We start from the raw sequence: 24847 nt of genomic DNA, 5'->3' as shown, positions 1-24847 counted from the left end.
GGGGGCGGGAATGACGACGGAGACGGCACCGGCCGGCGCGGACGCGGCGCGGTCCGCGGGCGCACCCGGCCTCGGGCCGCGGTTCCTCGCCCGGATCGCCGGCCTGCCCGCCGAGACGGTACGGGCCCTGCGCTCGCCCGCCGTACGCGACTGGGCCGACGGCGTGCTCGCCGCCGAGGCGCGGCTGGCCAAGAGCGCCGGGCCCCTGGGCGACCGGCTGTACGAGCTCGTCACCGGGCGCGACGACGAGGGGACACGGCGCGACCTGCTGCGGCTGCGCCGGGAGGTCTTCAACGGACGCCGCCCCGCCGACCCCGGGGCCGCGGTGGCGCTCGTCACCGGGCTCGCGCCGCAGGTCGCGGAGCCGCTGCGCGGCTGGCTGGAGCTGCGGACCCGGCTCGACGACGAGCTGGCGGCGGGCGAGGAGCTGCTCAGCGGCGAACTGCTGCGTACCCGGGAGGCGCTGCGCGCGGTCCTGGACGAGGACCGGCTGCGCGGCGGCGTGCTGCTGGCCTCGCCCGTCCTCGACGCGCAGCTCGACGCCTTCGCCGCCTCGGACCCGGCGCGCGCGGACAAGCGGACGCGGAAGGTGGAGCGTTCGCTGCTCGCCTACCTGTACCGCACGGCGTGCAAGACGAGCCCGTTCGCCGCCTTCACCTCGGTCGCCCTGGGCCGCCTCACGGACACCGCCGCTCCGGCGGACGGCACCCCCGCCTCCCTCCGCCTCACCGGCCCCTACACCCCCCGAAGCCATCCCCGCCTCAACGTCCTCGCCGTCGGCCGGCTCGCCGACGCCGTGCTCGCCGACCCCCGCCGCCGCGCCGACCTCCCGGTCGCGCCCGCGCCCGGCTGGGGCCGCGACGAGGACCGCGTGCGCTACGTGCGCCGCTTCGTGACCGCCGGGGACGACGACACCGCCGTCACCTTCGACACCGTCAAGGACCAGCTCTTCTTCCTGCGCCGCAGCGGCGTGCTGGAGCGCATGCTCGGGCTGCTGGAGAAGCGGGAGACCGTCCGCTACGGGGAGCTGGCCGACTGGCTCGGCGCCGATCTGGACGCGGACCGCGACGCCGTCGACACGTATCTGGCCGCCCTGCTCGACGTCGGCATGGTCCGCGTGCCCTGCCTCGACCTCCGCGCCCACGACACCGACCCGCTGGGCGCCTTCCAGCGCGCCCTGCGCGCGCTCGACCGGCCCTGGGCCGACGACGTCGCCGCCGCGCTGGACGGCCCGGCGGAGCTGCTGGCCCGGTACCCGGCCGCCGCGCCCGCCGAGCGGCGCGAGCTGCTGGGCGAGTTGCGGCGGCGGCTGGCCGGGGTGCAGCGGGAGCTGGGCGTGGCGGAGCCCCGGGTGCCGCGCACGGTGCTGTACGAGGACACGACGGCGCCGGAGGTGACGGCCCCCGGCGCCGGACGGGCCGGCGGCACGGGGCCCGCGGCCGGGGGCGCCGGTGCCGCCGCCCCCGGGCTCGTGGACGCGCTGGCCGGGCCGCTGGCGGCGGTGGAGCGGGTGCTGCCCGCGTTCGACCTGACGCTGCCGCAGCGGCTGACGCTGCGCGGGTTCTTCCTCGCCCGCTACGGTGCCGGCGGGCGCTGCACCGACCTGCTGAAGCTGATCCACGACTTCCACGAGGACTTCTTCGACCAGTACCTGTCGTTCACCTCGCGCCGCACACCCTTCGATGAGAAGGGGGAGTACGTACCGGAGGAGAACTGGCTCGGGCTGCCGCAGCTCCGGGCGCTGGACGCCGCGCGGCGCGCGTTCCACGCCGGGGTACGGGCCCGCTGGGAGGACCACGCGGGCACGGACGGCGGCGCCGAACTCGTCCTCGGCACCGACCTCTTCGACGCCGTCGCCGCGGAGCTGGCCGCGCTCCCCGCGGAGCCGGCCCTGCACAGCCACCACGTCCAGCTCGCCGGGTCCGAGCCGCTGGTCGTGCTCAACCGCTCGTACGGCGGGCTGCACTTCCCGTTCAGCCGCTTCACCCACTGCTTCGGGGACGGCGCCGGCCCGCACGGCGGCCTCTCCGCCGAACTGCGCACGCGGGCCCGCGAACTCCAGCCGTCCGGCGCCGTCTTCGCCGAGGTCACCGGCGGCCCCGTGACCAGCAACCTCAATCTGCACGGCCGCCTGACCGACTACGAGATCGTCTGCCCCGGCGAGACCAGCTCCGTACCCGAGCCGCAGCGCATCGCGCTGGACGACCTCAGCCTGGAGCACGACCCCGCGACCGACCGGCTGGTGCTGCGCTCGGCGCGGCTGGGCCGCGAGGTGATCCCGGTCTACCTCGGCTACCTCGTGCCGCTGGCGCTCCCCGAGATCCCGCGCACCCTGCTCCTGCTCTCGCCGACCTCGATGTCCCCGGTCGACGTCTGGGCCGGCGTCCCCGAGGGCGAGCCCGACGACGGCGTCACCCACCGGCCGCGCGTACGCCACGGCCGCCTGGTCCTCGCCCGCCGCTCCTGGCGCGCCCCCGCGACCGCGCTCCCGCCGCGCGCCGCCGGCACCGGCGACGCCGGGTGGCTGCTGGCGTGGCACCGCTGGCGCCGCCGCCACGGCCTGCCCGCCCGGGTGTACGCCATGGTCAAGGACGACGCGGCGCGCGGCGCGACCGGCGCAAAGCCGCAGTACGTCGACTTCGACAGCCCGCTGTCGCTGCTGGCCTTCGAGGGACTGCTGCGCAGCGACGCCGCCCGGGTGACGTTCCGCGAGGCGCTGCCCGACGAGGACGGCCCGTACCTGACGACGGAACACGGCGGCCACGTGGTGGAACTGGCCGTGGAGACGGCGCCCGCGCCGTCCGGCACCGCAGAAGGGGAGACCCCGTGACCGACCAGCCCGCGCCCCGCCCGGCGACGTCCCCCGGCGACTGGCAGGCCCTGCACGTCTACTACGCCGCCAACCCGGTCCCGCTGCTGCTCCAGTGCGTCCGCCCGCTCGTCCGCGAGCTGCACGACGACGGCCTCCTCGACGGCTGGTTCTTCATCAACTACTGGCTGGAGGGGCCTCACGTCCGCCTCCGCCTCCGCCCCTCCTCTCCCGGGTGCGAGGCGGAGGTACGGGCCCGTGCCGAGCGCGCCGTCGACGCCTTCCTCGCCGAGCGCCCCGCGCTCTACCAGGTCGACTCCGGCTTCCTCAACGAGTTCTACAACCAGCTCTTCGACATCGAGTTCCGCCCCGAGGACCGTGCGGGCTACACCGACGCCGAGGGCCGCATGAACCTGCGCCCCAACAACTCCCGCGCCTGGCTGCCGTACGAGCCCGAGTACGGCAAGTACGGCGGCCCGGCCGGCGTCGCGCTCGCCGAGTGGCACTTCGCCCGCTCCAGCGAGCTGGTGTGCGACGCGCTGCGCGGCAAGAACCTGCACCTGCGCACCGTGCTGCTCGGCACCTCCGCGCAGCTCATGCTGATCATGTCCACCGCGTTCCTGCCCGAGGACGACCGCCTCGCGGACTTCCTCGACCGCTACTACACCTTCTGGCACCGCGCGTTCCCCGACACCGGATTCATCGGCAGCGCCGAGTACGAGCGCAAGGCCGACGAGGTCGCCCCCGGGCTGCTCACCTGGCACGCCCGCATCCGCGCCGCCGCCGCGGGCGAGGGCACGCTGCCCGCGCTGCTGGGCCGCTGGGCGGAGCACTGCCGCGAGCTGCGGGACCGGGTGACGGAGCTGGCCGGGCGGGGCGAGCTGGTCTTCCGGTCCTGGGACGGCACGCGGGACGAGCCGGTCGACGACCCGGACGAGGCGCTGGAACGGCTGCTCTCCCCGTACATGCACATGACCAACAACCGGCTGCACGTGACCATCCAGGACGAGGCGTACCTCTCCCACGTCCTGGCGCGGGCGCTGCACGCACGGGCCGCCGAGCCGGCCGCCGGGAGCGCGCGGTGAGCGGCGCCGGCACGTCGCAGGCGCTCGCCGCCCACCGGCCCCGGCTGCGCCCCGAGGTGCTGGTCAGCGAGGAGCTGCTGCACGGGCCCCGGACGGTGCATCTCGTCAAGGACACCGCCACCGGGCAGTCCTTCGAGGTGGGGCCGCGCGAGCGGTTCCTGATGGTACGGATGGACGGCTCCCGTACGGTCGAGGAGCTGGGCGGCGCGTACGCGGCGGCCTTCGGCAAGCGGCTCGGCGACGCCCACTGGAGCCGGCTCTTCCAGCTCCTCGGCGGACGCGGCCTGCTCGACGGGGCGCCGCGCCCTGAGCGTCCGGCCGAGCCCGACCGGCCGCCCGCCCGTCACCTGCTGGCCGGCAGCGTACGGCTCGTCGCCGACGCCCACGCCACCGCCGGCCGCCTCCACCGCGCCACCGGCTTCCTCCTGGGCCGCGTCTGGGGAACCGTGCTGCTCGCGGCGCTCGGCGCGATGCTGCTGGTGCTCGCCCTGCACCCGCGCGAACTGGTCGACGGCGCCGCCGCCGTGTTCACCCGGCCCGTGCTGCTCGTGGCCGTCGCCACCGCGCTGTGGCTCTCCACCGCCCTGCACGAACTCGCGCACGGGGTCGCCGCGCGGCACTACGGCGGCCGGGTCGGGGAGATCGGCCTGCGCTGGCGGCTGCCCGTGGTGATCATGTACTGCCGGGTCGACGACTTCCTGTACCTGCCCGGCCGCCGCTCCCGCATCGTCGTCGCGGGCGCCGGAGCCGTGGCCAACCTGCTCTTCCTGCTGCCCTTCTTCTGCTGGTGGCTGCTCGCCCCCGAAGGACCCACCCGCGACGGCCTCGCGGGACTGCTCTTCCTCGGCGTGCTCCAGGCGGCGGCGATGCTGGTGCCGCTCCCGCCGCTCGACGGCTACACCATCGCCGGCCACCTCCTCGGCGGCCTGCGGCTCGCCGAGTCCAGCCGTACGTACCTCTCCCTGGCGGTGCGCCGCTCCCCGGACGCCGCCGCCTACCCGCGCCGCGCCCGCGCCGTCTACCTCGGCTACGCCGCCGGCACGGTGCTGACGGTCGGGGCGCTGGCGACCGTGCTGGTGCTGCTGGTGCGCGCCGTGGTGCAGGCGGCGTAGACCGATGACCCCCGAACCCCGCGCGGTACCCGCAGCCGCGGAACCCCCGAAGGAGAACGCCGTGACGACCGACACCGACGACCCCGCCGGCCTGCCCCCGGCCGTCCGCCTGGAGGCGGTGCGCAAGAGCTACGGCGACCTGCGGGCGGTGGACGAGGTGTCGTTCACGGTGCGCCGCGGCGAGTTCTTCGGCATCCTCGGGCCCAACGGCGCCGGCAAGACCACGCTCGTCGAGATCATGGAGGGCCTGCGGGAGGCCGACGGCGGTGTGGTCGAGGTGCTGGGCCGGGCGCCGTGGCCCCGGGACACCGCGCTGCTGCCGCAACTGGGCGTGCAGACGCAGATGTCGGCGTTCTTCGTCCGGCTCACCGCGTACGAGCACCTGAAGACGATGGCCGCGCTCTACGGGGCGGAACGCGCCGCCGCCGACCGGACCCTGGCCCTCGTCGGCCTCACCGGGCAGGCGGACGTGCGGGTGGAGAACCTCTCCGGCGGGCAGCGCCAGCGTCTCGCGATCGCCTCCGCGCTGGTGCACGGACCCGAGCTGATCTTCCTGGACGAGCCGACCGCCGCGCTCGACCCGCAGGCCCGCCGCGCCCTGTGGGAGGTGCTGCGCGACCTCAAGCGGGCCGGCCGCACCATCGTCTACACCACCCACCACCTGGACGAGGCCGAGGCGCTGTGCGACCGCGTCGCCATCATCAACCGCGGCCAAGTCACCGCCTTGGACACCCCGGGCCGGCTCGTCGCCCGCGGCGGCACGTCGGTGTGGCTGCTGGTGCCCGCCGAGCGGCTGAGCGAGGAGGACGCGCGGGTGCTGCCCGGCGTCACCGAGGTCACCCGCGAGTCCGACGCCCTGGTGCTGCGCACCGAGGACGCCGGGCCGGTGCTCGCCGCCGTGGAGAAGGCCGCGGGGCTGCAGGGGGTACGGACCCGCACCGCCAGTCTGGAGGACGTCTACCTCCAGCTCACCGGCCAGGACTGACAGGTGACCGCCGCCACGGCCCTTCGCTTTCGAAGCCCTCGGAGCCATCGGAGAGAGATGCCATGAGTGCCTATACCGCGCTGGCGGAGGCCGGCTACCGGGCGTACACCCGGGACAAGACCACGCTCTTCTTCACCTTCGCCTTCCCGCTGCTCTTCCTCGTCGTCTTCGGGCTGATCTTCCACGGCCAGGAGGTGGAGGAGAGCGGCCGGCCCTACATCGCGTACATCGCGCCCGGGGTGCTGTCCTGGGGCGTGGGCAACGCGGCCGTCTTCGGCGTCGGGTTCGTGCTGATGCAGTGGCGCCGGGACGACATCCTGCGGGTGATCCGGATGACGCCGACGCCGCTGGCCTCGGTGCTCGGGTCGCGCTACGTGCTGGCCGTGGGCATCGGCCTGGTGCAGGCGGTGCTGTTCGTGGCCGTGGCGCTGCTGCCGGTGCTGGGCCTCGAACTCGCCGCGGGCTGGCCGCTGGCGATACCGGTGCTGGTGCTGGGGATCACCGCGTTCCTGGCGCTGGGCGCGATCGTCGGCTCCTACGCCCGTACCCCGGAGGCCGTCGCGGCGGTCGCGAACTTCCTGATGGTGCCGATGGCGTTCCTGTCCGGCTCGTTCTACCCCCTCGACGCCATGCCGTCGTGGATGCAGGCGATGAGCTGGGTGCTGCCGCTGCGCCACCTCAACGACGGGGTGTCGGCGGCGCTGACCGACGCGGGCGGCGGCGCGGACATCGCGGTGGCGTGCGGCGGGCTGGCGGCGTTCGCGGTGGTGTTCGGGGCCGTGGCGTTCCGGGTCTTCCGCTGGAGCGACCGCACATGACGGCGCCGGCGGCGGAGCGGCCGCAGTCCGTACGGGACGGGGCGCAGGCCCCGTTCGAGGCGGCCAGGACCTGGCTGGCGGAGGCGTTGCGGAGCCGCTGGGCGGCCGGCGACGGCGACGGCGGCGCCGGCGGCTCGGACGGCGACGGCACGGGCGACGGCACAGGCGCCCTGGAGGGCGCACACGGTGCCGCGGGCGCGGGCGGCTTCCGCGCCGCCCACGGTCCCCGCCTCGCACTCCCCCTCGTCGTGCCCCTCGGCGCAGCCGACACCCTGCACCCCGGCCGCGACCCGTGGCCGGATGAGCGTCCCGTGGCCACCGTGCACCTCAGTTCGCGTGCGGTGCTCGTCGGCCCCTGGGGCGCCGGCCGGAATCCGGCCGCAGGCGGACCGCCCGCACCGCGGCCCGCCTGCGGCCGGTGCCTGGCCATGCGCTGGCAGCGGCTGCGCACGCGCTCCGAACGGGAGGCGCTGGAGGGCGGGTTCGTGCCCGAAGGCGGCACGGCGTGGCCGGTGCTGACCGACCACGTCGCCGACGCCGTGTGGGCCGTGTGCCGCGCGGTCGCCGGCCGCCGCTCGCCCGACGGGCTCGCCCGCGTCACCCGCGTCGACCTCGGCACCCTCGCGCTGGCCACCTTCCCGCTGCTCCCCGAGCCGCTCTGCCCCGTCTGCGTCACGCCCGCCGACGACGCGCCCGAGCACGGCCGGATGGACCTCGCACCCACCCCGAAGCCGGCCCCCGACGTCTACCGCTCCACCCCGCTCGCCGCGCTCGACCTGCCCGAGGCGGCCCTGGCGAACCCCGTCTGCGGCGCCCTGGGCTCCACCACCCACCTCAACCCCGCCTCCACCACCACCGCGCCGATCTCCGGCAGTGCGTTCGTCCGCGGCTACGCGGGACTCAACGACGTCACCTTCTCCGGCCAGGCCGACGCGTACGCCACCAGCCGCACCCTCGCCTACCTGGAGGGCCTGGAGCGCTACGCCGGCACCCACGCCCGCCGCGGCCTGCGGCCCGTCACCGCCTCCCTGGACGAACTCGCCGCCGAGTGGGGCGAGGACACCGTCGTCGACCCCCGCGGCACCGGCCTGTACGCCCCGGAGACGTACCGCGACGATCCCATGGTCGACCCCTTCGACCCGGCCCGTCCCATCCCCTGGATCTGGGGCCACCGCCTGCGCGACGACAGCCCCGTGCTCGTCCCCGCCCGGCTGGTGCACTACAGCGCCGGGCTGCCGTCCGACAACTTCGTCTTCGAGTGCTCCAACGGCTGCGCCACCGGCGGCACCCTCGCCGAGGCCGCGCTCTACGGGCTGCTGGAGCTGATCGAGCGCGACGCCTTCCTCCTCGCCTGGTACGCGCGCGCCCCCTTCACCCGCGTCGACCCCCGCGCGACCGGAGACCCGCGGGTGCGCGGCATGCTCGACCGCGCGGCGCTCCTCGGCTACGAGGTACGGGCCTTCGACACCCGCAGCGATCTGGGCATCCCGGTGATCACCGCGGTGGCCGTGCGCCAGGACGGCGGCCCCGGGCTGCTGTCCTTCGGCGCCGCCGCCGGCCTGGATCCGGCGGGTGCGCTGACCGGCGCGCTCAGCGAGGTGCTGACGTACATCCCGCACCTGCCGTACCAGGTGGCCGAGCGCCGCGCGGAACTGGAGGCGATGGCCGAGGACTTCGGGCGCGTGCGGCAACTGAAGGACCACGCCCAGCTCTACGGGCTGCCGCGGATGGCCGCGCACGCCGGGGACTTCCTGACCGGCGACCCCGCACTGGAGCCGGCCGCCGTCTACGCCGACTGGGCGCGGACCCGCCCGGCGACGCTGGATCTCCGGGACGACCTGAGGTTGCTGGTGGAGGCGCTGGCGGCGCACGGGCACGATGCCGTGGCCGTGGACCAGACGACGCCCGAGCAGCGGGCGGTGGGCCTGCGGACCGTCGCGACGCTGGCACCGGGGCTGCTGCCGCTGGACTTCGGCTGGCACCGGCAGCGGGCGCTGCGGATGCCGCGGATGCTGGCGGCGGCCGGGAGGGACGGGCTGCGGACGGTGCCGCACCCGTTCCCGTAGCGGATGCCGGGACCGCGGCGCACCGCAGCCCTCGCGGGAGGATCGTCTCCGTCCCGCGAGGGCTGCCTGGGGTGCGGCGTTACCGACGTGACGTCAGGCGCTGCACGAGGTGGTGCTGGTGGTGCTGGAGCAGGTCGAGGTGGACGAGCAGGAGGTCGAGCCGGCGAGGACGACCTCGGCCTGGTCCGAGTAGTCCGAGATCTCGAAGGTCTCCGACTCCAGCTCCAGGATCTCGTCGGCGAGGGTGGAGAGCGCCTTGTCAGCCATGGGTACTCCTTCTTCCGTGTCCGGAGGCCGGGCCCGCCGCCCGAGAGCGGCGGATCCGGTTGTTGTCACAGTCATTCAAACGACGGCCGCTGGCACCGGCGCGTGCGTTTCACTGTCACTTCGCTGACACCCGGCGACAGGGGGCTGAGTCCGCGTTGATCACGGCGTGGGGCAGGCTGGAGCCGCCCGGATGAGGAGCGTGGCGCGCATGGCCGTACCCGCGGACGTCCTGCGGTCCGCCGTCGAGTGCTGTCTCGACGTCCATCTCCGCCCCGAGTTGTCCGGCGCCGAGGAGCGCACCGCCGGAGTGCTCGCCGGTCTGCTCGCCGAGGACGGCTACGCCGTCACCCGCGGCGTCGGCGGCCACGGCGTCGTCGGCCTGCTGCGCCGAGGCGAGGGCCCGACGGTGCTGCTGCGCGCGGAACTCGACGCGCTGCCCGTGACGGAGGACAGCGGACTGTCCTACGCCAGCACCGTCCCCGGCGTCGCCCACGCCTGCGGCCACGACGTCCACCTCGCCGCGCTCGCCGGCACCGCCCGGCTGCTCGCACGCGACACGCAGGGCTGGCGCGGCACGGTGGCGATCGTCGGGCAGCCGGCCGAGGAGACGCTCGACGGCGCGCTGGCGATGCTGCGCGCCGGGCTCTACGACCTCACCGGGCCGCCCGACGCGGTTCTCGCCCAGCACACCGCGCCGCTGCCCGCCGGCGTCGTCGCGCACACCGACGGCGCCCCGCTGCTGGCCGGCACGGTCGCCGTCGACGCGGTGCTGCACGGCACCGGCGGCCACGCCGGGGCGCCGCACCTGACGGTGGACCCGGTGGTCTCGGCGGCGGCGGCCGTGCTGCGCCTCCAGGCACTCGTCGCCCGCGAACGGGCCCCGGCCGAGCAGGCGGTGCTGACCGTGGGCCGGCTGGCGGCGGGCACGGAGGCGAACGTCATCCCCGACCGCGCCGAACTCGGCATCAGCCTGCGGGCGTTCGACGAGGGCACCCTCGACCGGCTACTGGCCGGCGTACGCCGGGTGCTGGCCGGCGAGGCGGAGGCGGCGGGGGCGCCGCGGGCGCCGGAGGTGACCGTACGGGCCCGCTCGCGGACCCTGCTGCCCGACGCGGGGCTGACGGCGGAGCTGCGGGCGGCCCACGTCGCGGCGCTGTCCGCGGGCCGGGTGCTGCGCTGGCAACCGGCCACCGCGGCGGAGGACTTCGCCTGGTACGGCCCCGCGGGCGCGGAGGTGCACGGAGCCGCCGGCGTCCGGCTCGGCTACTGGATGCTGGGCACCGTCCCGGCGTCGGCCCGCCGCGAAGCGGCGCGCACGGGGCGGCCGGTGCCGGGGAACCACTCACCCCGGTTCGCGCCGGACCTGCGGACGTCGCTGGAGACGGGAATCGCGGCGCTGACGGCGGCGGCGCGGCGGGCGCTGGGAACGCCGGGGGCGCCGGAGCCGCCCGAGCCCCCCGAGTCGACGGGGGCGCCGGTGCCGCGGCCGGCGGGGGCGGTCGGGGCGGCCCGGACGGCCGGGACAGCCCGGGCGGCCCGGGCGGCCGGGGACCGTGGCGGCCCGGACGGCGCGGACACGGCACCCGTCGGACCGGACGAGGCGGGCCGATGAGCGGCGGCGGGTCGGTCGAAGTGGCGTTCGTACGCGAGGGCTTCGACGCCCCGCCGGCCGAGACGACGGCGGTCCGGCTGCTGTGGCTGCTGCGGGCCCACCTGCCGCACGGGCTGCGGGTGGAGTCGGAGCGGATCAGGCTGCGGCTGGCGGTGCCGGAGGCGGGGGCGACGACGGTGGCGGGCGAGGTCCTGACGCATCCGGCGTGCACGGGCTGGTCGGTGGAGCGCTGACCGCGGTCACACCCAGCCGCGCTCACGGGCGAGAAGAGCGGCCTGCGCCCGCGTGGAGGCCCCCAGGACGCGCAGCACGTCGGCGATGTGCCTGCGGTACGTACGCACGGAGACACCCAGATCCCGGGCCCCGGTCTCGTCCTTGCCCACCTCGCACATGGTCCGCAGCACCCTCAGCTCCGCCTCCGACAGGCCGGGCTCGGGGTCCGCGGGCTCGCGCAGCTCGACGGAGACGTCCTCCGCCTGCTCCCACACCTTCTCGAAGAGTCCGGACAGCGTGCTGACCAGCCCTCGCCCCCGTACCATCAACGCGCCCTGGTCGACGTTCTTCGGGTCCTTCGGCATGAGGGCCACCTGCCCGTCGTAGACGACGAGCTGGTCCGAGATCTCCTCGACCACCCGTACCTCGCCGCCCCGGCCCAGCAGCTCGCGCACGTACCCGGAGACCCGCGGATGCCGCAACGATCCCGCGCGCAGCACCAGCCGCCGCCGCACCCCGCGCTTCAGCGCCCGCCACTCCACCGCGCGGCGCTTCAGTATCTCGTCGGTGATCAGGTGGAAGTCGGGCTCGACGGAGGCGATCTCCTCCCGGGCGAAGAAGACCAGCTCCTCGACCCGGTTGATCAGGTCCTCGCGCTCGACGATCTCCTCCACCCCGTGCTCCCCGCCGTAGGCGCCGCCCGCGGGGCTGCCGTCGGCCGACGCCGCGGTCTCCGCGCGCAGCGTCGTCAGCACGTGCCGGCTCTGGGTGAGCCGCTGGATCTCCTGGTACATCTCGCGCAGCCGCATCTCGGTGAGCCGCGCCACAACCTGCTCCGGATCGACGGGAACAAACCATCCCGGCCGATCCCCGGGTCTGAGCAGCCGCAGCCGGACCAGGCGGGTCATGGCCTGTTCCATTTCGTGCAGAGGGATGCCGAGCTTCACGTGGACGTCTTCGGATGGGGAATCGGGGTGCCGGAGGAAATGCCGGTAGAGGTGCTCCTCCGCGGGGGAGACCCCGAAAACTCCCATTTCATTGCTGTGCACGGCGAGCCTCCTGCTTTGAGCGTTGTGCGACGAGCGCGTCGGTCGTCGGCCCCATGTTTCCGCGCCGTCGCCACGGCAGGGTGAACTTCGGCGTAACGACAATTTGTCACGTCGGAGCGCGCTTTGGCATGCATACCCGAGGCAGACCATGAAATGCGAGTGGCGGGCGATGCCAGAGTTCATGATCTTCCGAATTCGCGGGCGCCCTCGGTGAATTCATCGGGTGCGGAATAGCGGAACCCGTGCCACCGCGGGCCCCGCCCCCGGCGGTGCGGAGGGAGAGGGCCGGGATCGCCGTGCACGCCTCGCGGGCCGCGGCACTCTTATCCGGTCGCCCTCTTCCCCGCGGTTTGCGACGATCGCCCGATGACCTCCGACCCCGCCTCCGATTCCGGCTTCGACCGCCTCCTCGACGAGGCCGCCGCAACCCCGACCGACGGCTGGGACTTCTCCTGGTTCGACGGCCGTGCCACCGAGGCACGACCCTCCTGGGGATACCAGCGGGCCATGGGCGCGCGCATGGCCGACGCGCGAGCGTCGCTGGACATCCAGACCGGCGGCGGCGAGGTCCTCGCCGGGGTGCCGGTGCGCCCGGCGCTCTCCGTGGCCACCGAGGCGTGGCCGCCGAACGTCGCGAAGGCCACGGCCCTGCTGCACCCCCTCGGCACCGTCGTCGTCGCCGCTCCGCAGGAGCCGCCGCTGCCGTTCGCGGACGGTGCGTTCGACCTGGTGGTCAGCCGGCACCCCGTGAGGCCGTACTTCGATGAGATCGCCCGGGTCCTGCGGCCCGGCGGGACGTACTTCGCGCAACACGTCGGTCCCGCCAGCGTCTTCGAGCTGGTCGAGTACTTCCTGGGTCCGCAGCCGGAGGAGGCGCGGCAGAGCCGCGACCCGGTGCGCGAGCGCGCGGCGGCCCAGGCGGCCGGGCTTCAGGTCGCTCAGGTGCGGACGGAGCGGCTGCGGATGGAGTTCCACGACGTGGGAGCGGTGGCGTACTTCCTGCGCAAGGTGATCTGGATCGTGCCGGGCTTCACGGTGGAGGCGTACCGGCCGCGGCTGCGGGAGATGCACGAACTGATCGCGGCCCGGGGCCCGTTCGTCGCGCACAGCTCGCGGACGCTCTTCGAGGCCCGCAAGCCGGCCTGAGCGCCGGGGGGTACGGGACGCGCGGGGGCCGCGCGCCCCGTACCGGTGGGAATCAGATACCGAACGCCGCCGGCCAGCGGATCAGGCCGCCGGGCAGCGGGCGGGCCTCGTCGAGCGCAAGGGCCATCACCGCCTCGTCCGGCGCCTCGACGCTGAGCCGGATGCCGTACGCGGACGCCCGCGTGAAGCCGAACCGCGGGTAGTACTCCGGGTGCCCGACCAGGACGACGTACCGCTCGCCCCGCGCCGCCGCGGCGGCGAGCGCCGCCCGGACGGCCGCGGAACCCACCCCGTCACGCTGCCGCTCCGGCCGTACGGAGACGGGGCCGAGGCAGAGCGCGGGGGTGTCGCCGATGTGTCCGCGGGTGAGCAGGATGTGCCCGAGGACCGGGGTGCCGTCGGCCGCGGGGTCCGCGACGACGAGGGACAGGCCCTCGATCCACGCGGACTCGTCGGCGCGCAGCTTGTCGACGACGTCGGCCTCGTGCTCCCGGCCGAAGGCGGCGAGGGTGATCTCGCGGATGACGGGGATGTCCGCGCGCGTCTCGGCGCGCGTGATCCAGGTGTTGCCCATGAGGGAGGTGTATCCGTTTCCGTGGTCGTGTTCGTGTGGGTGCCCCGCGGGCTCACGCTCCCGGCGCGGGCGGAGACGGGGGAGAGGTCAGGCCACGGCCCGGGACGTGAGGGAGACCCGGACGCTGCGCACGGTGGCCCTGAGCGCGGTCATCAACCTCACCTCCCTGTCTTCTCCCGTACGAACACGGCGGACGCCACCCTACACGGCGGACTCGCCCCGGGCGCCGGGGGGTCAGCAGCGGCAACCCCGGTCGGACGGGCGCGGCGCAGGCGGGCGCGCAGGCCGTCGCGGGAAACGACGAGGCCGACGGCGGGCGCCCCCTTAAGCTGGGCGTATGCCCATATCACCGTCCGGGGCCGAGGACAGCGGCCCGTCCCAGCCGAGGGAAGGCGCGGGCCGCCGGCCTGCCGGCAGCACGCCCGGGACCTTCGAGCAGGAGCCGCACCGGGCCCGCGTCATGGCGGAGTCCTTCGGGACGGACCCGGCCCGCTACGACCGCACGCGCCCCCGCTACCCGGCCGGCCTGATCGCCCGTCTCGCGGGTGACGGCGGCCGTGAGGTCCTCGACGTGGGCACGGGCACCGGCATCGTCGCCCGCCAGCTCACGGAGGCCGGCTGCCGCGTGCTCGGACTCGACGTCGACGCGCGCATGGCCGCGTACGCGCGCGGAGCCGGACTGGACGTCGAAGTCGCCCCGTTCGAGGAGTGGGACCCGGCGGGCCGCCGGTTCGACACCGTCGTCGCGGGCCAGACCTGGCACTGGATCGACCCCGTCGCGGGCCCCGCCAAGGCGGCCGGGGTGCTGCGCCCCGGAGGCAGGCTCGCCGTGTTCTGGAACGTCTCCCGGCCCGCCCCCGAGGTGGCCCGGGTCCTTGAGTCCGCCTTCCGCGACGCCCTCCCGGACGCGCCCCTCAACCCCTGGAGCGGCGCCGCCCTCGGCGGCTACACGGCGATCGTCGACAAGACGGCGGACGGCATCCGGGCCGCGGGCGCCTTCGGCGAACCGGAGGAGTGGCGCTACGAGTGGGAGTGCACGTACACCCGCGACGCATGGCTGGACCAAGTCCCCACGGGCGGCGGCATGGCACTCCTGAACCCCGCCCAGCGGACCGCCTTGCTCGACGCCATGGCGGCGGCGGCCGACGACCTGGGAGGCAGCTTCGTGATGGGGTACACGGCGCTGGCGGTGACCGCCGTGGCGGGCGCCGCCACGGGAGGCCGAGCGGGATGATCGAGACCGAACGGCTCCTGCTCCGCCCGCTGACGACGGAGGACGTCGACGCGTTCGTGGCGCTGCACGCCGACGAGCGGGTGAACAGGTTCGTCGGCGCGTACTCGCCCGAACAGGCGCGGGAACGGCTGGTCTCGATCGAGCGGCAGTGGGCGGAACGGGGCCACGGGCTGTGCGCCGTCGAGCTGAAGTCCAGCGGGGAGTTCATCGGCCGGGTGGGGCTGAACTACTGGGCGGAACTGGACGAGGTGGAGCTCGGCTGGACCCTCGCGGCGCGGTCCTGGGGCCACGGCTACGCGACGGAAGCGGCCCGCGCCTGCCTGGACTGGGGGTTCGCGACGCTGAACGAGGACTACTTCGTCTCGCTGATCCGCCCGGCGAACACGCCGTCGGTGCGGGTGGCGGAGCGGCTGGGGTTCGAGCCGCGGCGGGAAGAAACCTTTATGGGGCACACAGTGACGGTCTACGCGCTGGACTCCCCGTAGGGCACGGGGGCGGTGCGGGCCGCGTGACTCACATCCGGGACTTCAGTACGTCGACCTCGCAGCCCGGCGCGAACGCGTCGAAGCCGTGCTCGACCAGCCAGCGGACCCCCAGCAGGCTTCGCAGCGACCACCACGCCCGGATCATGTCGACGTCGACGTCCGCGCCGTAACCGGCGAGGACGTCCCCGAGGTGTTCCTCGTGGCCGAGCGTGAAGGTGGCGAGGTCGAACAGGGCGTCGCCCCGGCCCGCTTCGGACCAGTCGAGGATGCCGGTGACCTCGTCGCCGTCGACGAAGACGTGCTCGATCTGCAGATCGCCGTGCGTGAACGCCGGCGTCCACGGCCGGATCGCCGCCTCGGCGATCTCGCGGTTGCGGGTGACCAGGTCGGCGGGCAGGATCCCGTTCGTCACGAGCAGCCGGCATTCGCCGTCGAGTTCCGCCGCCCACTCCCCGGGGTCCCGGCGGCGCCGGCCGGACCAGGGCGGCAACGGCGCCTCGTGCAGCTTCCGGAGGGCGGCACCCGCCGCGGCCCACGCCGACGGGGGCGCGGTCGACGGCTCACCGAGGCGGCCGAGCGCCGTCCCCGGGAGCGCGGCGAGGGCGAGCACCGGCGGCTTGCGCCACAGGACTTCCGGAGTCGGGACGGGCGCCAGCGCCATCGCCTCGACCTCGGCGTCGTTCCGCGCCTGATCGGTGTCCACCTTCAAGAACACGTCGCCGACGCGCAGAGTCGTGCGCTCGGAGTGGGCGACGACGACTTCGACCTCATCCATGGACGACCAGTATCCGGGGGCCGGCCGCCGGCGTCGCCGGGTTATCGCGGCGGACCGCCCGGCGGCCCGCCGGTACGGGCCCCCGGGCGCCCTCCGCGGCAGGCCGCCCTCGGTCCGGAGGCACTCCCGCCATGACGGTCCAGGCCGGGACCCGGGGAGGGGGCCGGCGCCGCGAGCCCGTCCGGAAGGGCGGGCGTGGACCCGGCGGCCACCGGTCGGACAGGCCGCGTCACCGGGCATCTCCCCCGTCCCGTACGGGACGTTGCGCGCCGCCGCCCGCGACCAGGAACGGCGTGAGCAGGTCCGGCACCGCCTCCTCCGCGAACCGCAGCCCCTGCGCCTCTCCCACGTCGTACGCCGCGTACGCCTGCGCGCCCGCCGCCGTCGTCGCCCGCAGCGTCATCAGCCCCGCCCGCCGCTGGAACAGCGACTGCCGCACCGTCCAGCCGACCACGCCGTCCCGCCGCAGCGCCACCGTGGAGCGCCGCAGGGTGCCGCTGCGCACGACCAGATACGGCCCCGCGAGCCCGTGCCCCAGGCTCCGGTACGCGTCCCGCGCGAGCAGCGCCGCCGCCGGCAGCAGCACCGCCGCCGTCACCGCCCCCGCGTACACCAGCCCCCGCACCGACAGCGCCGCCCCCAGCGCCGCCGGCACCGCCGCCGCCCCCAGCGCCGCGCCCAGCGCCCACCGCAGCCGGCGCGCCAGCGCGGCCCGCGGGTGCGGGGCCAGCTCCGGCCGGGTCAGGGCGACGGGCGTGCGCAGCACCCGGGCCGTCACGCCGTCCGCGACGGCGCGCGGAGCGGCGGGCAGCAGGGTGCTGAGGTCGCTCTCCTCGCTGTCCTTTCGGGACAGGCCGGTCGCGATCGCCTCCACCCGGGCCGCGCCCGACAGCCGCACCCCCAGCGGCTCGACGACGTCGACGCCGCGCAGCCGTGCCTCCTCCAGCGATATCGAGCGGGTCGTCAGCAGCCCGCGGCGGACGCGCAGCGTACCGTCCGGCTCGCGCTCCAGCCGGTGGCCCCACCACATCTCGGCCCACAGCCCGAGCGACCCCACGACGCCCGCCACCAGCGCGATGGTCCCCAGGGCCAGCACCGTCCACAGCGCCGGCAGCGGGCTGACCGTCTCCCGTACCCAGTCGACGACCGTCTCCTCGGCGCCGAACCACTGACTGACCTGCATCACCGCGCCCCAGCCGGTGAAGGCCAGGAGGGGGGTGAGGAAGGACAGAGGGGCGTAGCGGATCCAGCCGGGGGAGAGGACGGCGAGCCGGGGGTCGTCGTCGGCCGCTCCGGGGGTCGCGCCCCGGCGCAGAAGCGCGCGGCGCAGCGACTCGCCCTCCGCGCGCCGCACCGGCGTCAGTTGCAGCGCGGACTCGCCGCCGGCGGTCTGGTCGCCGGTGCCGATACGGATCTTGACCAGCCCGAGGAGGCGGAGAAGCGGATGCGCGGTGAGGTCGACGGTGCGGATCCGGTCGCGGGGCAGGGAGCGGCGGGTGGTGAACAGCACCCCGGTACGCAGCTCGACGCGGTCGGCGCCGACGCGGTAGCGGGTGTGGCGCAGCCGCAGCACGTCCGCGGCGAGCCCGCCGGCGACGAGCAGCGCGCTCCCGGCCAGCACCCAGGCCACCGCGGCACGGAGGCCGAGGTGCGCGGCGAGCCCGGCGCCGACGGGGACCCCGGCGCCGAAGGCGGCGCCGAGGAGGAGCTGGGCGGTGACGAGGAGGGAACGGCGGTCGAGGCGGCGCCAGCCGGCCGCGGGGTCCGGCGGGGCGGCGCCGGGGGACCGCGGGCGCGGAGCCGGGGGCGCCGGGTCCGGTGCTCCGGCGGGTGCCGCGGTGCGCTCCGCGGGCCCGCCCGCGCCCGTGCCGGTGCCCGCGTCCGTCACGTCGCGTCCCCCGGCGTCTTCTGCGTCGCCAGGGCCAACTGCTCCGCCAGCTCCGCCGCCTCCTCGTGGTCCAGCGCCTCGATCCGCAGCGCGCCCTTCGCCGACGCGGTCGTCACCGTCACCGCCGCCAGTCCGAACAGCCGCTGGAGCGGCCCGCGTTCGGTGTCCACCGTCTGGATCCGCGACATCGGCGCGATCCGGGAGTCGACCCAGAAGTAGCCGGTACGCACGTACACCGCGTCGTCGGTGACCTCCCAGCGGTGCACGCGGTAGTACCACGCCGGCAGCCCGAACCCCGCAGCCAGTCCCGCCGCGGCCACCCCGGCACCCGCCGCCAGCAGCCAGAACCGGGCCGGCCCGACCAGCGCGCCCAGCACCGCCGGCACCGCGACCGGCACGGCGGCCGCCAGCAGCAGTCGCGTACGCCACCAGGCGACGGCCCGGCGGTCCACCCGGTGCTGCGGTGGCCGCAGCCGCGGCTCCGCCGGATCCGGTATCCCGCCCTCTCGATCTACGCCCACGATCTGAACGGTACGTCCTGCCGCGCGGAGGTAACGCCGGGTACGTGGCGTTCCGGCCGCGGCGACGGGCCCGTACCGCCCCGGGAGGGGCCCGCCGGGGCCGGAAACGCGGCCACCGCCGCCGCCCTCCCCGCGCATGTGACCGCAGCCGCCCGCCCGACTGCCCCCCGACCGCCCGCCCGACCGAGGGGCCGCCCGCCCGACAGAGGGACCGCCCGACCGCCGCGACCGCCGGACCGCTTGACGCCCCGGCCGTAGGCCGCGCCCCACGGCCCGCCCTACGGCTCCAGGACGACCTTCCCCACCGTCCCCCGCGTCTCCAGAGCCCGGTGCGCCTCCGCCGCACGCGCCAGCGGGTAGCGCTGCACCAGCGGCGTCCACCGCCCCGTCGCCGCCTCCGTCAGCGCGGCCTCCTCCATCCGCCGCAGCGGGTTCTCGCCGCCGATGCGGCTGAGCCAGTCGGGGCCGAGGACGTTGACCGACGTGATCTCCCGTTCCGCGAGTTCCGCGTCGGTGAACTCCAGCGGCGTGCCCGACGACCAGCCCAGCACCAGGTGCCGCCCGCCGGGCGCGAGGAGGCCGGCCGCCGCACGGGCGGCGGTGCCGCCGACGGTGTCGAGGAGCACCGTGGGCCGGCGGTCGCCGAGGACCGCGCGTACGCGGCCGGGCCAGGCCGGGTCGGTGTAGTCGGCGGCGGCGTCCGCACCGAGGTCCCGTACACGCACGGTCTTCTCGGGGCCGCCGGCGAGGCCCACGACGTACGCGCCGAGATTGCGGACGTGCTGGACCAGCAGCGAGCCGACGCCGCCCGCGGCGGCCGTGACGATCACGACGTCGTCGGGCGTCACCGCGGCGAAGTGCAGGAACGCCATCGTCGTCCGCCCCGTGCCGATCATCGCGACGGCCTCCGCGGCGTCGAGGGAGTCCGGCAGCGCGTGCAGCCGCTCGGCCTCGGTGACGGTCAGCTCGGCGTAGCCGCCCGGAACGAGCCCGATATGGGCGACGACGCGCCGGCCCAGCCAGTCCGGATCGACGCCGTCGCCCACCGACTCGACGGTGCCGGCGACCTCGCGGCCGGGGATCGTGGGCAGGTCGGCGGGCGGCATGGGGCCGCCGGTCCGGCCCTCGCGGAGGAAGGTGTCGAGGAGATGCACCCCGGCGGCGGCGACGGCGATGCGGACCTGGCCGGGGCCGGGCACGGGGTCGTCGGTCTTCTCGTGGACGAGGTTCTCGGCGGGGCCGAAGGCGTGAAGTCGTATGGCATGCATGACAGCAGCAGACAACGTGAACAGAACTTCAGGTCAAGCGGGACGGGAGGCGCTGTCAGTGCCGTACGTCACGATGGGCCGCATGACGAGGCGGAAGACGATCAAGGCGCCGCGACGGCCGGAGGTGCGGCTCCCGGCGGCCCTCAGGCGGTACGGGGCGGTGGACGGGGGCGAGGCGGGCGGGTACCGGGTGGCGGACCTGGAGCCCGACGGGGACTACGACACGCTGGAGTTCTCCGGGCTCGACCTGACCGGCGCGGACGGCGCGGGGGCCCGCTTCATGGACTGCGCGCTGCGCCGCTGCGTGCTGGACGCGGCCCGGCTGCCGAACGCACGGCTGATCGACTCGGTTCTGGAGGAGGTGCGCGGCGCGGGCACGGACCTGGCGGGGGCGACCCTGCGGGACGTGGAGCTGACGGACACCCGGCTGGGCGGCGTGCAGGTGCACGGTGCGACGCTGGAGCGGGTGGTGGTGCGGGGCGGCAAGGCGGACTTCCTGAACCTGCGCGGGGCGCGTCTGACGGACGTCCTGTTCGAGGACTGCGTCCTGGTGGAACCGGACTTCGGCGACGCCCGCCTGGAGCGGGTGGCGTTCGAGGGCTGCACGATCCACCGCGCGGACCTCTCCGGCGCCCGCCTGACGGACGTCGACCTCCGCCGCGCGGCGGACCTCACCCTCGAACGCGGCGTGGACCGCCTGTCCGGCGCCGTCATCAGCCCGGAACAACTCCTCGCCCTGGCCCCGGCCTTCGCCGCCCAGGTGGGGGTGGAGGTCCGCCCCCCGGACGACCCGCGGAAGCGTCCCTGAACACCCGGCCGGGTGAAGGCGTCGCCGATGCGGTCCCCAGGGCGGGGAGTACACCCGGAGTGCGCAGGCGGCGCTCGGCAGGAAGATCACGCTGCCCAAGCCGTTCGACTTCGAGCGGGACACCGCCGAGTTCTGACCCCGTGCCCGAGGGCCCGGCGCGCGGGGGTGCGCGGCCGGGCCCTCGTCGTCTGTGCTGCTGCGCCGGTCCGGTTCAGACGTTGACGCCGAAGTCCTGGGCGATGCCCGACAGGCCGGAGGCGTAGCCCTGGCCCACCGCGCGGAACTTCCACTCCGCGCCGTTGCGGTACAGCTCCCCGAAGACCATCGCGGTCTCCGTCGCCGCGTCCTCGGTGAGGTCGTAGCGGGCGATCTCCGTGCCGCCGGCCTGGTTCACGACGCGGATGAACGCGTTGCGCACCTGGCCGAAGTTCTGGCCGCGGGTCTCGGCGTCGTAGATCGAGACCGGGAAGACGATCTTGTCGATCTCCGCCGGCAGGCCGGCGAGGTTGACGTTGATCTGCTCGTCGTCGCCCGCGCCCTCACCGGTGACGTTGTCACCGGTGTGCACGATCGTCTGATCCGGCGACTGCCTGTTGTTGAAGAAGATGAAGTGCTGGTCGGAGAAGACCTTGCCCTCCGCGTTCACCGCGATGGCGCTCGCGTCGAGGTCGAAGTCCACCCCCGTCGTGGTGCGGACGTCCCAGCCGAGTCCGACCGTGACGGCGGTCAGCCCGGGGGCTTCCTTGGTGAGCGATACGTTGCCGCCCTTGGACAGGCTTACGGGCATGGGGAGTCCCCTCCTGGTTCTGGCTCCACGTGCCGGAGCCTCGTCTACGGACCACAACGCCGGTGTGCCCTACCCGGTTCCACGCACCGTACGCCCCCCGCTTCCGGGTGATGTCCGGCGGACAAACGACGTGACAGGTCGAACGTCCGCGCGGGATCATGGGAGACATGTCCGGTCCCTACCGCATCCGCGGCTCGGTCGTCCTCCCGGAGGCCGAGCTGGTGTGGCGTTTCTCCCGTTCCTCGGGGCCGGGCGGTCAGCACGTGAACACCAGCGACACCCAGGCCGAGGTCCGGTTCGACCTCGCGCGCACGCAGTCGCTGCCGCCGGTGTGGAAGGAGCGGGCCCTGGAGCGGCTCGCGGACCGGCTCGTCGACGGGCACGTCGTGGTGCGGGCGAGCGAGCACCGTTCGCAGTGGCGCAACCGTGAGACCGCCGCCGTACGGCTTGCGGCGCTGCTCGCGGAGGCCACGGCGCCCCCGCCTCCGCCGCGGCGGAAGCGGAAGGTCCCGCGGGGCGTCAACGAGCGCCGGCTGCGGGAGAAGAAGCAGCGGTCCGACGTCAAGCGGGGGCGCACCGGCCGCGGCTGGGGCCAGTAACCGCCGCCCCCCGTCGCCGCGCACCCGCTGCCCTTACGCCCACCGTCCACCCGCCGTCCGCGGACCTGCGGCCCGTACACCCGTCGCCAACGCGAAGGGGCGAACTCTCAGTCCAGCGTCCGGTAGCGCCCCCGGAAGTACGTCAGCGGGTTCCCGTCCGAGCTGGGCTGCGTCGCGCTCAGCACCCGGCCGACCACCAGCGTGTGGTCTCCCGCCACCACCCGCTGCTCCGTCCGGCACTCCACCGTCGCCAGCGCCCCGCCCACCAGCGCGCATCCCGTGACCTCGCCGCGCGTGTACGGGATGTCGTCGAACAGCAGCCGGTCGCTGATCCGCCCCTTCATCGCGAACCGCCCGGCGATGTGCCGCTGGCTCTCGGAGAGCACCGACGCCGCCCACTCCTCGCGGTCGGTCAGCAGCTCGTCCATGCGGGAGCCGTTGCGGACGCTGACCATGACCAGCGGGGGGTCCAGGGACACCGACAGGAACGCGGTCGCGGTCATGCCCACGTCCTCGCCGTTCAGGCCGGGGTCCGGGTCGTACGCGGTGACCAGCACCACACCCGCGGCCAGCCGGCTCATCGCCGCCCGGAACTGCTCCTCGCTCACACCGACAGGATGGTCCACCGTTCGCGTCTCATGCAGCACGCCTCGAACCGTAACCGGGCGGACGGCCCCGGGCATCGGGCCGAGGGCGGAGCGGAGTCCTAGGTCCCCGCCCCGTCCCACCTGGCGCGGGACCCGACGCGGAGAGCCTCAGCCCCGCCCGGCGCGAAGGCCACACCGACCGGCGCGCGGCTCCTGGTCGCACGCCGGTTAACACCTCCCCATCCTGTGACTTGAGTCACAGAGGGCATTCAATGTTGACCCTGTGTACCCGCCGAAGAGCTGGCTGTGATTCAGTGGCCGTGTCGTTGGTGAAATTCCACGCGGGGGTCTCCCGCCGAGGTCGGGGCGAGACGGGAGGGCAGGTATGGAGACGGAGGCCGAGCCTTACGTAAGGCTGGTGAGTCTGCGCCGGCTGCATCAGGTCCTCGCGGACCTCAATCAGACGCGCAGCCTCGCCGACACACTCCAGAGCGTTGCGGACGGACTCGTCGCCCTCGGGTACGAGGTGTCCGCGGTGAACCTGGTACGGCCCGACGGCGACCTCGTCGTCGCCGCGGTCGGCGGCGATCCCACCGCCGAAGCGATCATGGCCGGCCGGGTCGGCCCGCGCGAGGCGTGGGAGCGCCGGCTCCGCATGGGAGTCCAGTGGGGCGAGCTGCGGTACATACCCCACAGCGAGGGCTGGGTGCTCGACGACGACGAGGTCCCGCAGACCCACCCCGTCGTCCCCCCGCCCTCCGCCCCCGGTGACTGGGTCACCGGCGACCGGCTCTTCGCGCCGATCTACGACGCCGGCCGCGAGCTGCTCGGCGTCCTGTCCGTCGACAAGCCGGCCAACGGCCGGGTGCCGACCCCCTGGGGGCGCGAGGCCCTGCAGATGTACGCCTCGCAGGCCGCCATAGCGATCACCAACGCCCGGCTGCGGGCCAACATGCAGCGCGCGCTGGTGCGGCTGGAGCGCGAGCAGCAGGCGCTGCGCGCCAGCGAGGAGAGCTTCCGCCAGGCGTTCGAGTACGCGCCCAGCGGCATGGCCGTCGCCGAGATGGGCGGCGACGACCACGGGCGGCTGATCCGTACGAACGACGCGCTGTGCCGGCTGCTGGGCCGCCAGCCCTCCAGCCTGCGCCGCCTCTCGTTCTCCGACCTCGTCCACCCGGAGGACGTCGGCACCCTGCTGCGCACCTTCGCCGAGGGCGGCAAGGCCGAGCTGCGCCTCGCCCGCCGCGACAGCACGTACGTGTGGGTGAGCCTGCGCAACTCGGTGGTGGCCGACGCCGCCGACGGGCCGCGCTACCTCCTCACCCACGTCGAGGACATCGAGGAGCGCAAGCGCCACGAGGCCCAGCTCGCGCACCGCGCCAGCCACGACTCGCTCACCGGCCTGCCCAACGCGGCCGAGCTGCGCGCCCGGCTCACCGCCCGGCTCTGCGACCGGCCCCCGGAGCTGTACACGGGCGCCGTCAGCCACTCCGGCGCCGGGCTGCCGGGGCCGCGCGGGCGCGCCATCATCGGCGCGGGGCCGGTCCACGGCGAGGTCGACAGCAACGGGCACGGCTTCGGGACCGACGGCGCCGAGGAGCAGCAGTGGGCCGGCGCCGGTCCGTACGAGCACCACGTGCACGCGATGGTCCCCGACGGTGGCGGCGGGGAGTCCGGCAAGGGGCTCGCGGTGCTCTTCTGCGACCTCGACGGCTTCAAGTCCATCAACGACCGGTTCGGGCACAACACCGGCGACGCCGTGCTCATCGCCGTCGCGCAGCGGCTGACCCACGCGGTCCGCGACGGCGACACCGTCGCGCGGCTCGGCGGCGACGAGTTCGTGGTGCTGGCCGACGGCCTGACGCCCGGCGGCGCCGAGGACCTGGCCGTGCGGCTGCGCAACGCGATCATCCCGCCGATCCAGGTCGACGGCCGGGCGGTGCGCGTCGGCGCGAGCATCGGCACCGGCTGGGCGATGTGCGGGATGTCCACCGAGGAGATCCTCAGCTCGGCGGACCAGCTCATGTACCGCGAGAAGCGGGCCCGTTCGCAGGGCCGCTCGCACCGCCGGGCCGGCTAGTGACGCGGGTACGGGCCGGGGGCGCCGCCGTGCCGTCGCCGCGGGCCGTCCCCGGGCGGGTGTCGTGGCTTCGTCCACA

23 protein-coding genes are annotated in these 24847 nt (G+C 75.1%); 14 read left to right on the top strand and 9 right to left on the bottom strand.

What is annotated here, in order from left to right; all coding sequences use genetic code 11:
* The first annotated feature begins 10 nt into the window (after positions 1 to 10).
* The 6 genes from I003_RS0120390 (at position 11) to I003_RS0120365 (ending at position 8875) form a co-directional block, all read left to right on the top strand.
* The gene (locus tag I003_RS0120390; protein ID WP_027773203.1) at positions 11 to 2830 is read left to right on the top strand and encodes a lantibiotic dehydratase; all 2820 of its coding nucleotides are present in this window, start codon (positions 11 to 13) and stop codon (positions 2828 to 2830) included.
* The gene (locus I003_RS0120385; protein ID WP_027773202.1) at positions 2827 to 3894 is read left to right on the top strand and encodes a lantibiotic dehydratase C-terminal domain-containing protein; all 1068 of its coding nucleotides are present in this window, start codon (positions 2827 to 2829) and stop codon (positions 3892 to 3894) included. The genes I003_RS0120390 and I003_RS0120385 overlap by 4 nt, the downstream gene beginning before the upstream one ends.
* Positions 3891 to 5006, top strand: coding sequence for a M50 family metallopeptidase (locus I003_RS0120380; protein WP_027773201.1), 1116 nt, complete (start codon positions 3891 to 3893; stop codon positions 5004 to 5006). The genes I003_RS0120385 and I003_RS0120380 overlap by 4 nt, the downstream gene beginning before the upstream one ends.
* A 61-nt stretch (positions 5007 to 5067) precedes the next feature.
* On the top strand, positions 5068 to 5991 hold the full coding sequence (locus tag I003_RS0120375; RefSeq protein ID WP_027773200.1) for an ABC transporter ATP-binding protein: 924 nt from the start codon (positions 5068 to 5070) through the stop codon (positions 5989 to 5991).
* A 62-nt stretch (positions 5992 to 6053) separates the two neighbouring features.
* Positions 6054 to 6809 (top strand): ABC transporter permease, encoded by a 756-nt coding sequence (locus tag I003_RS0120370; protein WP_027773199.1) that lies wholly within the window; start codon positions 6054 to 6056, stop codon positions 6807 to 6809.
* Entirely contained in the window at positions 6806 to 8875 is a 2070-nt protein-coding gene (locus I003_RS0120365) for a TOMM precursor leader peptide-binding protein (RefSeq protein ID WP_027773198.1), read from the top strand. The genes I003_RS0120370 and I003_RS0120365 overlap by 4 nt, the downstream gene beginning before the upstream one ends.
* Positions 8876 to 8968: 93 nt before the next feature.
* Here I003_RS0120365 and I003_RS0120360 read toward each other — a convergent pair whose 3' ends face one another.
* Positions 8969 to 9142 (bottom strand): thiazolylpeptide-type bacteriocin, encoded by a 174-nt coding sequence (locus I003_RS0120360; protein ID WP_018840305.1) that lies wholly within the window; start codon positions 9140 to 9142, stop codon positions 8969 to 8971.
* 208 nt (positions 9143 to 9350) lie between these two features.
* Here I003_RS0120360 and I003_RS32725 point away from each other — a divergent pair, with 208 nt between their 5' ends.
* Together I003_RS32725 and I003_RS0120350 are read left to right on the top strand one after the other, a co-directional pair.
* Positions 9351 to 10754, top strand: coding sequence for an amidohydrolase (locus I003_RS32725; RefSeq protein WP_486584306.1), 1404 nt, complete (start codon positions 9351 to 9353; stop codon positions 10752 to 10754).
* On the top strand, positions 10751 to 10987 hold the full coding sequence (locus I003_RS0120350) for a hypothetical protein (RefSeq protein WP_027773197.1): 237 nt from the start codon (positions 10751 to 10753) through the stop codon (positions 10985 to 10987). Before I003_RS32725 ends, I003_RS0120350 begins: the two co-directional genes overlap by 4 nt.
* 6 nt (positions 10988 to 10993) lie before the next feature.
* On the opposite strand, the gene I003_RS0120345 is transcribed toward I003_RS0120350, so the two are convergent.
* Positions 10994 to 12016: a hypothetical protein gene (locus I003_RS0120345; protein ID WP_486584305.1), complete on the bottom strand. Its 1023-nt coding sequence runs from the start codon at positions 12014 to 12016 to the stop codon at positions 10994 to 10996.
* A 366-nt stretch (positions 12017 to 12382) separates the two neighbouring features.
* Here I003_RS0120345 and I003_RS0120340 point away from each other — a divergent pair, with 366 nt between their 5' ends.
* Positions 12383 to 13162 (top strand): class I SAM-dependent methyltransferase, encoded by a 780-nt coding sequence (locus I003_RS0120340; protein WP_027773195.1) that lies wholly within the window; start codon positions 12383 to 12385, stop codon positions 13160 to 13162.
* Positions 13163 to 13214: 52 nt separating this feature from the next.
* Here the strand turns inward: I003_RS0120340 and I003_RS0120335 are convergent, their stop codons facing one another.
* A complete protein-coding gene (locus I003_RS0120335) occupies positions 13215 to 13736 on the bottom strand; it encodes a GNAT family N-acetyltransferase (protein ID WP_027773194.1) in 522 nt (173 codons plus the stop codon).
* Positions 13737 to 14196: 460 nt separating this feature from the next.
* Between I003_RS0120335 and I003_RS0120330 the strand changes: the two genes are divergently transcribed.
* Together I003_RS0120330 and I003_RS0120325 are read left to right on the top strand one after the other, a co-directional pair.
* A complete protein-coding gene (locus tag I003_RS0120330; RefSeq protein WP_027773193.1) occupies positions 14197 to 14970 on the top strand; it encodes a class I SAM-dependent methyltransferase in 774 nt (257 codons plus the stop codon).
* The gene (locus tag I003_RS0120325; RefSeq protein ID WP_037721261.1) at positions 14967 to 15455 is read left to right on the top strand and encodes a GNAT family N-acetyltransferase; all 489 of its coding nucleotides are present in this window, start codon (positions 14967 to 14969) and stop codon (positions 15453 to 15455) included. Before I003_RS0120330 ends, I003_RS0120325 begins: the two co-directional genes overlap by 4 nt.
* 28 nt (positions 15456 to 15483) lie before the next feature.
* On the opposite strand, the gene I003_RS0120320 is transcribed toward I003_RS0120325, so the two are convergent.
* From I003_RS0120320 to I003_RS0120305, 4 genes are all read right to left on the bottom strand, one after another.
* The gene (locus I003_RS0120320; protein WP_027773191.1) at positions 15484 to 16230 is read right to left on the bottom strand and encodes a phosphotransferase; all 747 of its coding nucleotides are present in this window, start codon (positions 16228 to 16230) and stop codon (positions 15484 to 15486) included.
* A 229-nt stretch (positions 16231 to 16459) separates the two neighbouring features.
* Entirely contained in the window at positions 16460 to 18118 is a 1659-nt protein-coding gene (locus tag I003_RS0120315) for a PH domain-containing protein (protein WP_027773190.1), read from the bottom strand.
* Positions 18115 to 18639: a PH domain-containing protein gene (locus I003_RS0120310; RefSeq protein ID WP_051368352.1), complete on the bottom strand. Its 525-nt coding sequence runs from the start codon at positions 18637 to 18639 to the stop codon at positions 18115 to 18117. Before I003_RS0120310 ends, I003_RS0120315 begins: the two co-directional genes overlap by 4 nt.
* A gap of 278 nt (positions 18640 to 18917) precedes the next feature.
* Positions 18918 to 19907 (bottom strand): zinc-binding dehydrogenase, encoded by a 990-nt coding sequence (locus I003_RS0120305; protein ID WP_027773188.1) that lies wholly within the window; start codon positions 19905 to 19907, stop codon positions 18918 to 18920.
* Between the two features lie 73 nt (positions 19908 to 19980).
* Between I003_RS0120305 and I003_RS0120300 the strand changes: the two genes are divergently transcribed.
* The gene (locus tag I003_RS0120300; RefSeq protein ID WP_199784329.1) at positions 19981 to 20715 is read left to right on the top strand and encodes a pentapeptide repeat-containing protein; all 735 of its coding nucleotides are present in this window, start codon (positions 19981 to 19983) and stop codon (positions 20713 to 20715) included.
* 211 nt (positions 20716 to 20926) lie between these two features.
* Here the strand turns inward: I003_RS0120300 and I003_RS0120295 are convergent, their stop codons facing one another.
* Entirely contained in the window at positions 20927 to 21502 is a 576-nt protein-coding gene (locus I003_RS0120295; protein ID WP_027773186.1) for a TerD family protein, read from the bottom strand.
* Between the two features lie 167 nt (positions 21503 to 21669).
* On the opposite strand from I003_RS0120295, the gene arfB reads away from it, so the two are divergent.
* Positions 21670 to 22101, top strand: a complete 432-nt coding sequence (gene arfB / locus I003_RS0120290; protein ID WP_027773185.1) for an alternative ribosome rescue aminoacyl-tRNA hydrolase ArfB — start codon at positions 21670 to 21672, stop codon at positions 22099 to 22101.
* A 107-nt stretch (positions 22102 to 22208) separates the two neighbouring features.
* Here arfB and I003_RS0120285 read toward each other — a convergent pair whose 3' ends face one another.
* On the bottom strand, positions 22209 to 22682 hold the full coding sequence (locus tag I003_RS0120285; RefSeq protein ID WP_037721272.1) for a flavin reductase family protein: 474 nt from the start codon (positions 22680 to 22682) through the stop codon (positions 22209 to 22211).
* Positions 22683 to 23073: 391 nt separating this feature from the next.
* On the opposite strand from I003_RS0120285, the gene cdgB reads away from it, so the two are divergent.
* Positions 23074 to 24768 carry a diguanylate cyclase CdgB gene (cdgB, locus tag I003_RS0120280; RefSeq protein WP_027773183.1) on the top strand — a complete coding sequence of 565 codons (1695 nt, stop codon included), beginning with the start codon at positions 23074 to 23076 and terminating at the stop codon, positions 24766 to 24768.
* Positions 24769 to 24847 lie beyond the last annotated feature (79 nt).

The organism is Streptomyces sp. CNQ329 (assembly GCF_000482585.1).
Note: the sequence above shows the minus strand (reverse complement) of the source record. Positions and strands in the feature narration are given on the sequence as shown.

Coding starts and splice junctions, on each gene's coding strand:
- I003_RS0120390 (WP_027773203.1), top strand. CDS start 11: ATGACGACGGAGACGGCACCGGCCGGCGCGGACGCGGCGCGGTCCGCG.
- I003_RS0120370 (WP_027773199.1), top strand. CDS start 6,054: ATGAGTGCCTATACCGCGCTGGCGGAGGCCGGCTACCGGGCGTACACC.
- I003_RS0120365 (WP_027773198.1), top strand. CDS start 6,806: ATGACGGCGCCGGCGGCGGAGCGGCCGCAGTCCGTACGGGACGGGGCG.
- I003_RS0120360 (WP_018840305.1), bottom strand. CDS start 9,142: ATGGCTGACAAGGCGCTCTCCACCCTCGCCGACGAGATCCTGGAGCTG.
- I003_RS32725 (WP_486584306.1), top strand. CDS start 9,351: ATGGCCGTACCCGCGGACGTCCTGCGGTCCGCCGTCGAGTGCTGTCTC.
- I003_RS0120350 (WP_027773197.1), top strand. CDS start 10,751: ATGAGCGGCGGCGGGTCGGTCGAAGTGGCGTTCGTACGCGAGGGCTTC.
- I003_RS0120340 (WP_027773195.1), top strand. CDS start 12,383: ATGACCTCCGACCCCGCCTCCGATTCCGGCTTCGACCGCCTCCTCGAC.
- I003_RS0120335 (WP_027773194.1), bottom strand. CDS start 13,736: ATGGGCAACACCTGGATCACGCGCGCCGAGACGCGCGCGGACATCCCC.
- I003_RS0120330 (WP_027773193.1), top strand. CDS start 14,197: ATGGCGGAGTCCTTCGGGACGGACCCGGCCCGCTACGACCGCACGCGC.
- I003_RS0120325 (WP_037721261.1), top strand. CDS start 14,967: ATGATCGAGACCGAACGGCTCCTGCTCCGCCCGCTGACGACGGAGGAC.
- I003_RS0120320 (WP_027773191.1), bottom strand. CDS start 16,230: ATGGATGAGGTCGAAGTCGTCGTCGCCCACTCCGAGCGCACGACTCTG.
- I003_RS0120305 (WP_027773188.1), bottom strand. CDS start 19,907: ATGCATGCCATACGACTTCACGCCTTCGGCCCCGCCGAGAACCTCGTC.
- I003_RS0120300 (WP_199784329.1), top strand. CDS start 19,981: ATGGGCCGCATGACGAGGCGGAAGACGATCAAGGCGCCGCGACGGCCG.
- I003_RS0120295 (WP_027773186.1), bottom strand. CDS start 21,502: ATGCCCGTAAGCCTGTCCAAGGGCGGCAACGTATCGCTCACCAAGGAA.
- arfB (WP_027773185.1), top strand. CDS start 21,670: ATGTCCGGTCCCTACCGCATCCGCGGCTCGGTCGTCCTCCCGGAGGCC.
- I003_RS0120285 (WP_037721272.1), bottom strand. CDS start 22,682: ATGAGCCGGCTGGCCGCGGGTGTGGTGCTGGTCACCGCGTACGACCCG.
- cdgB (WP_027773183.1), top strand. CDS start 23,074: ATGGAGACGGAGGCCGAGCCTTACGTAAGGCTGGTGAGTCTGCGCCGG.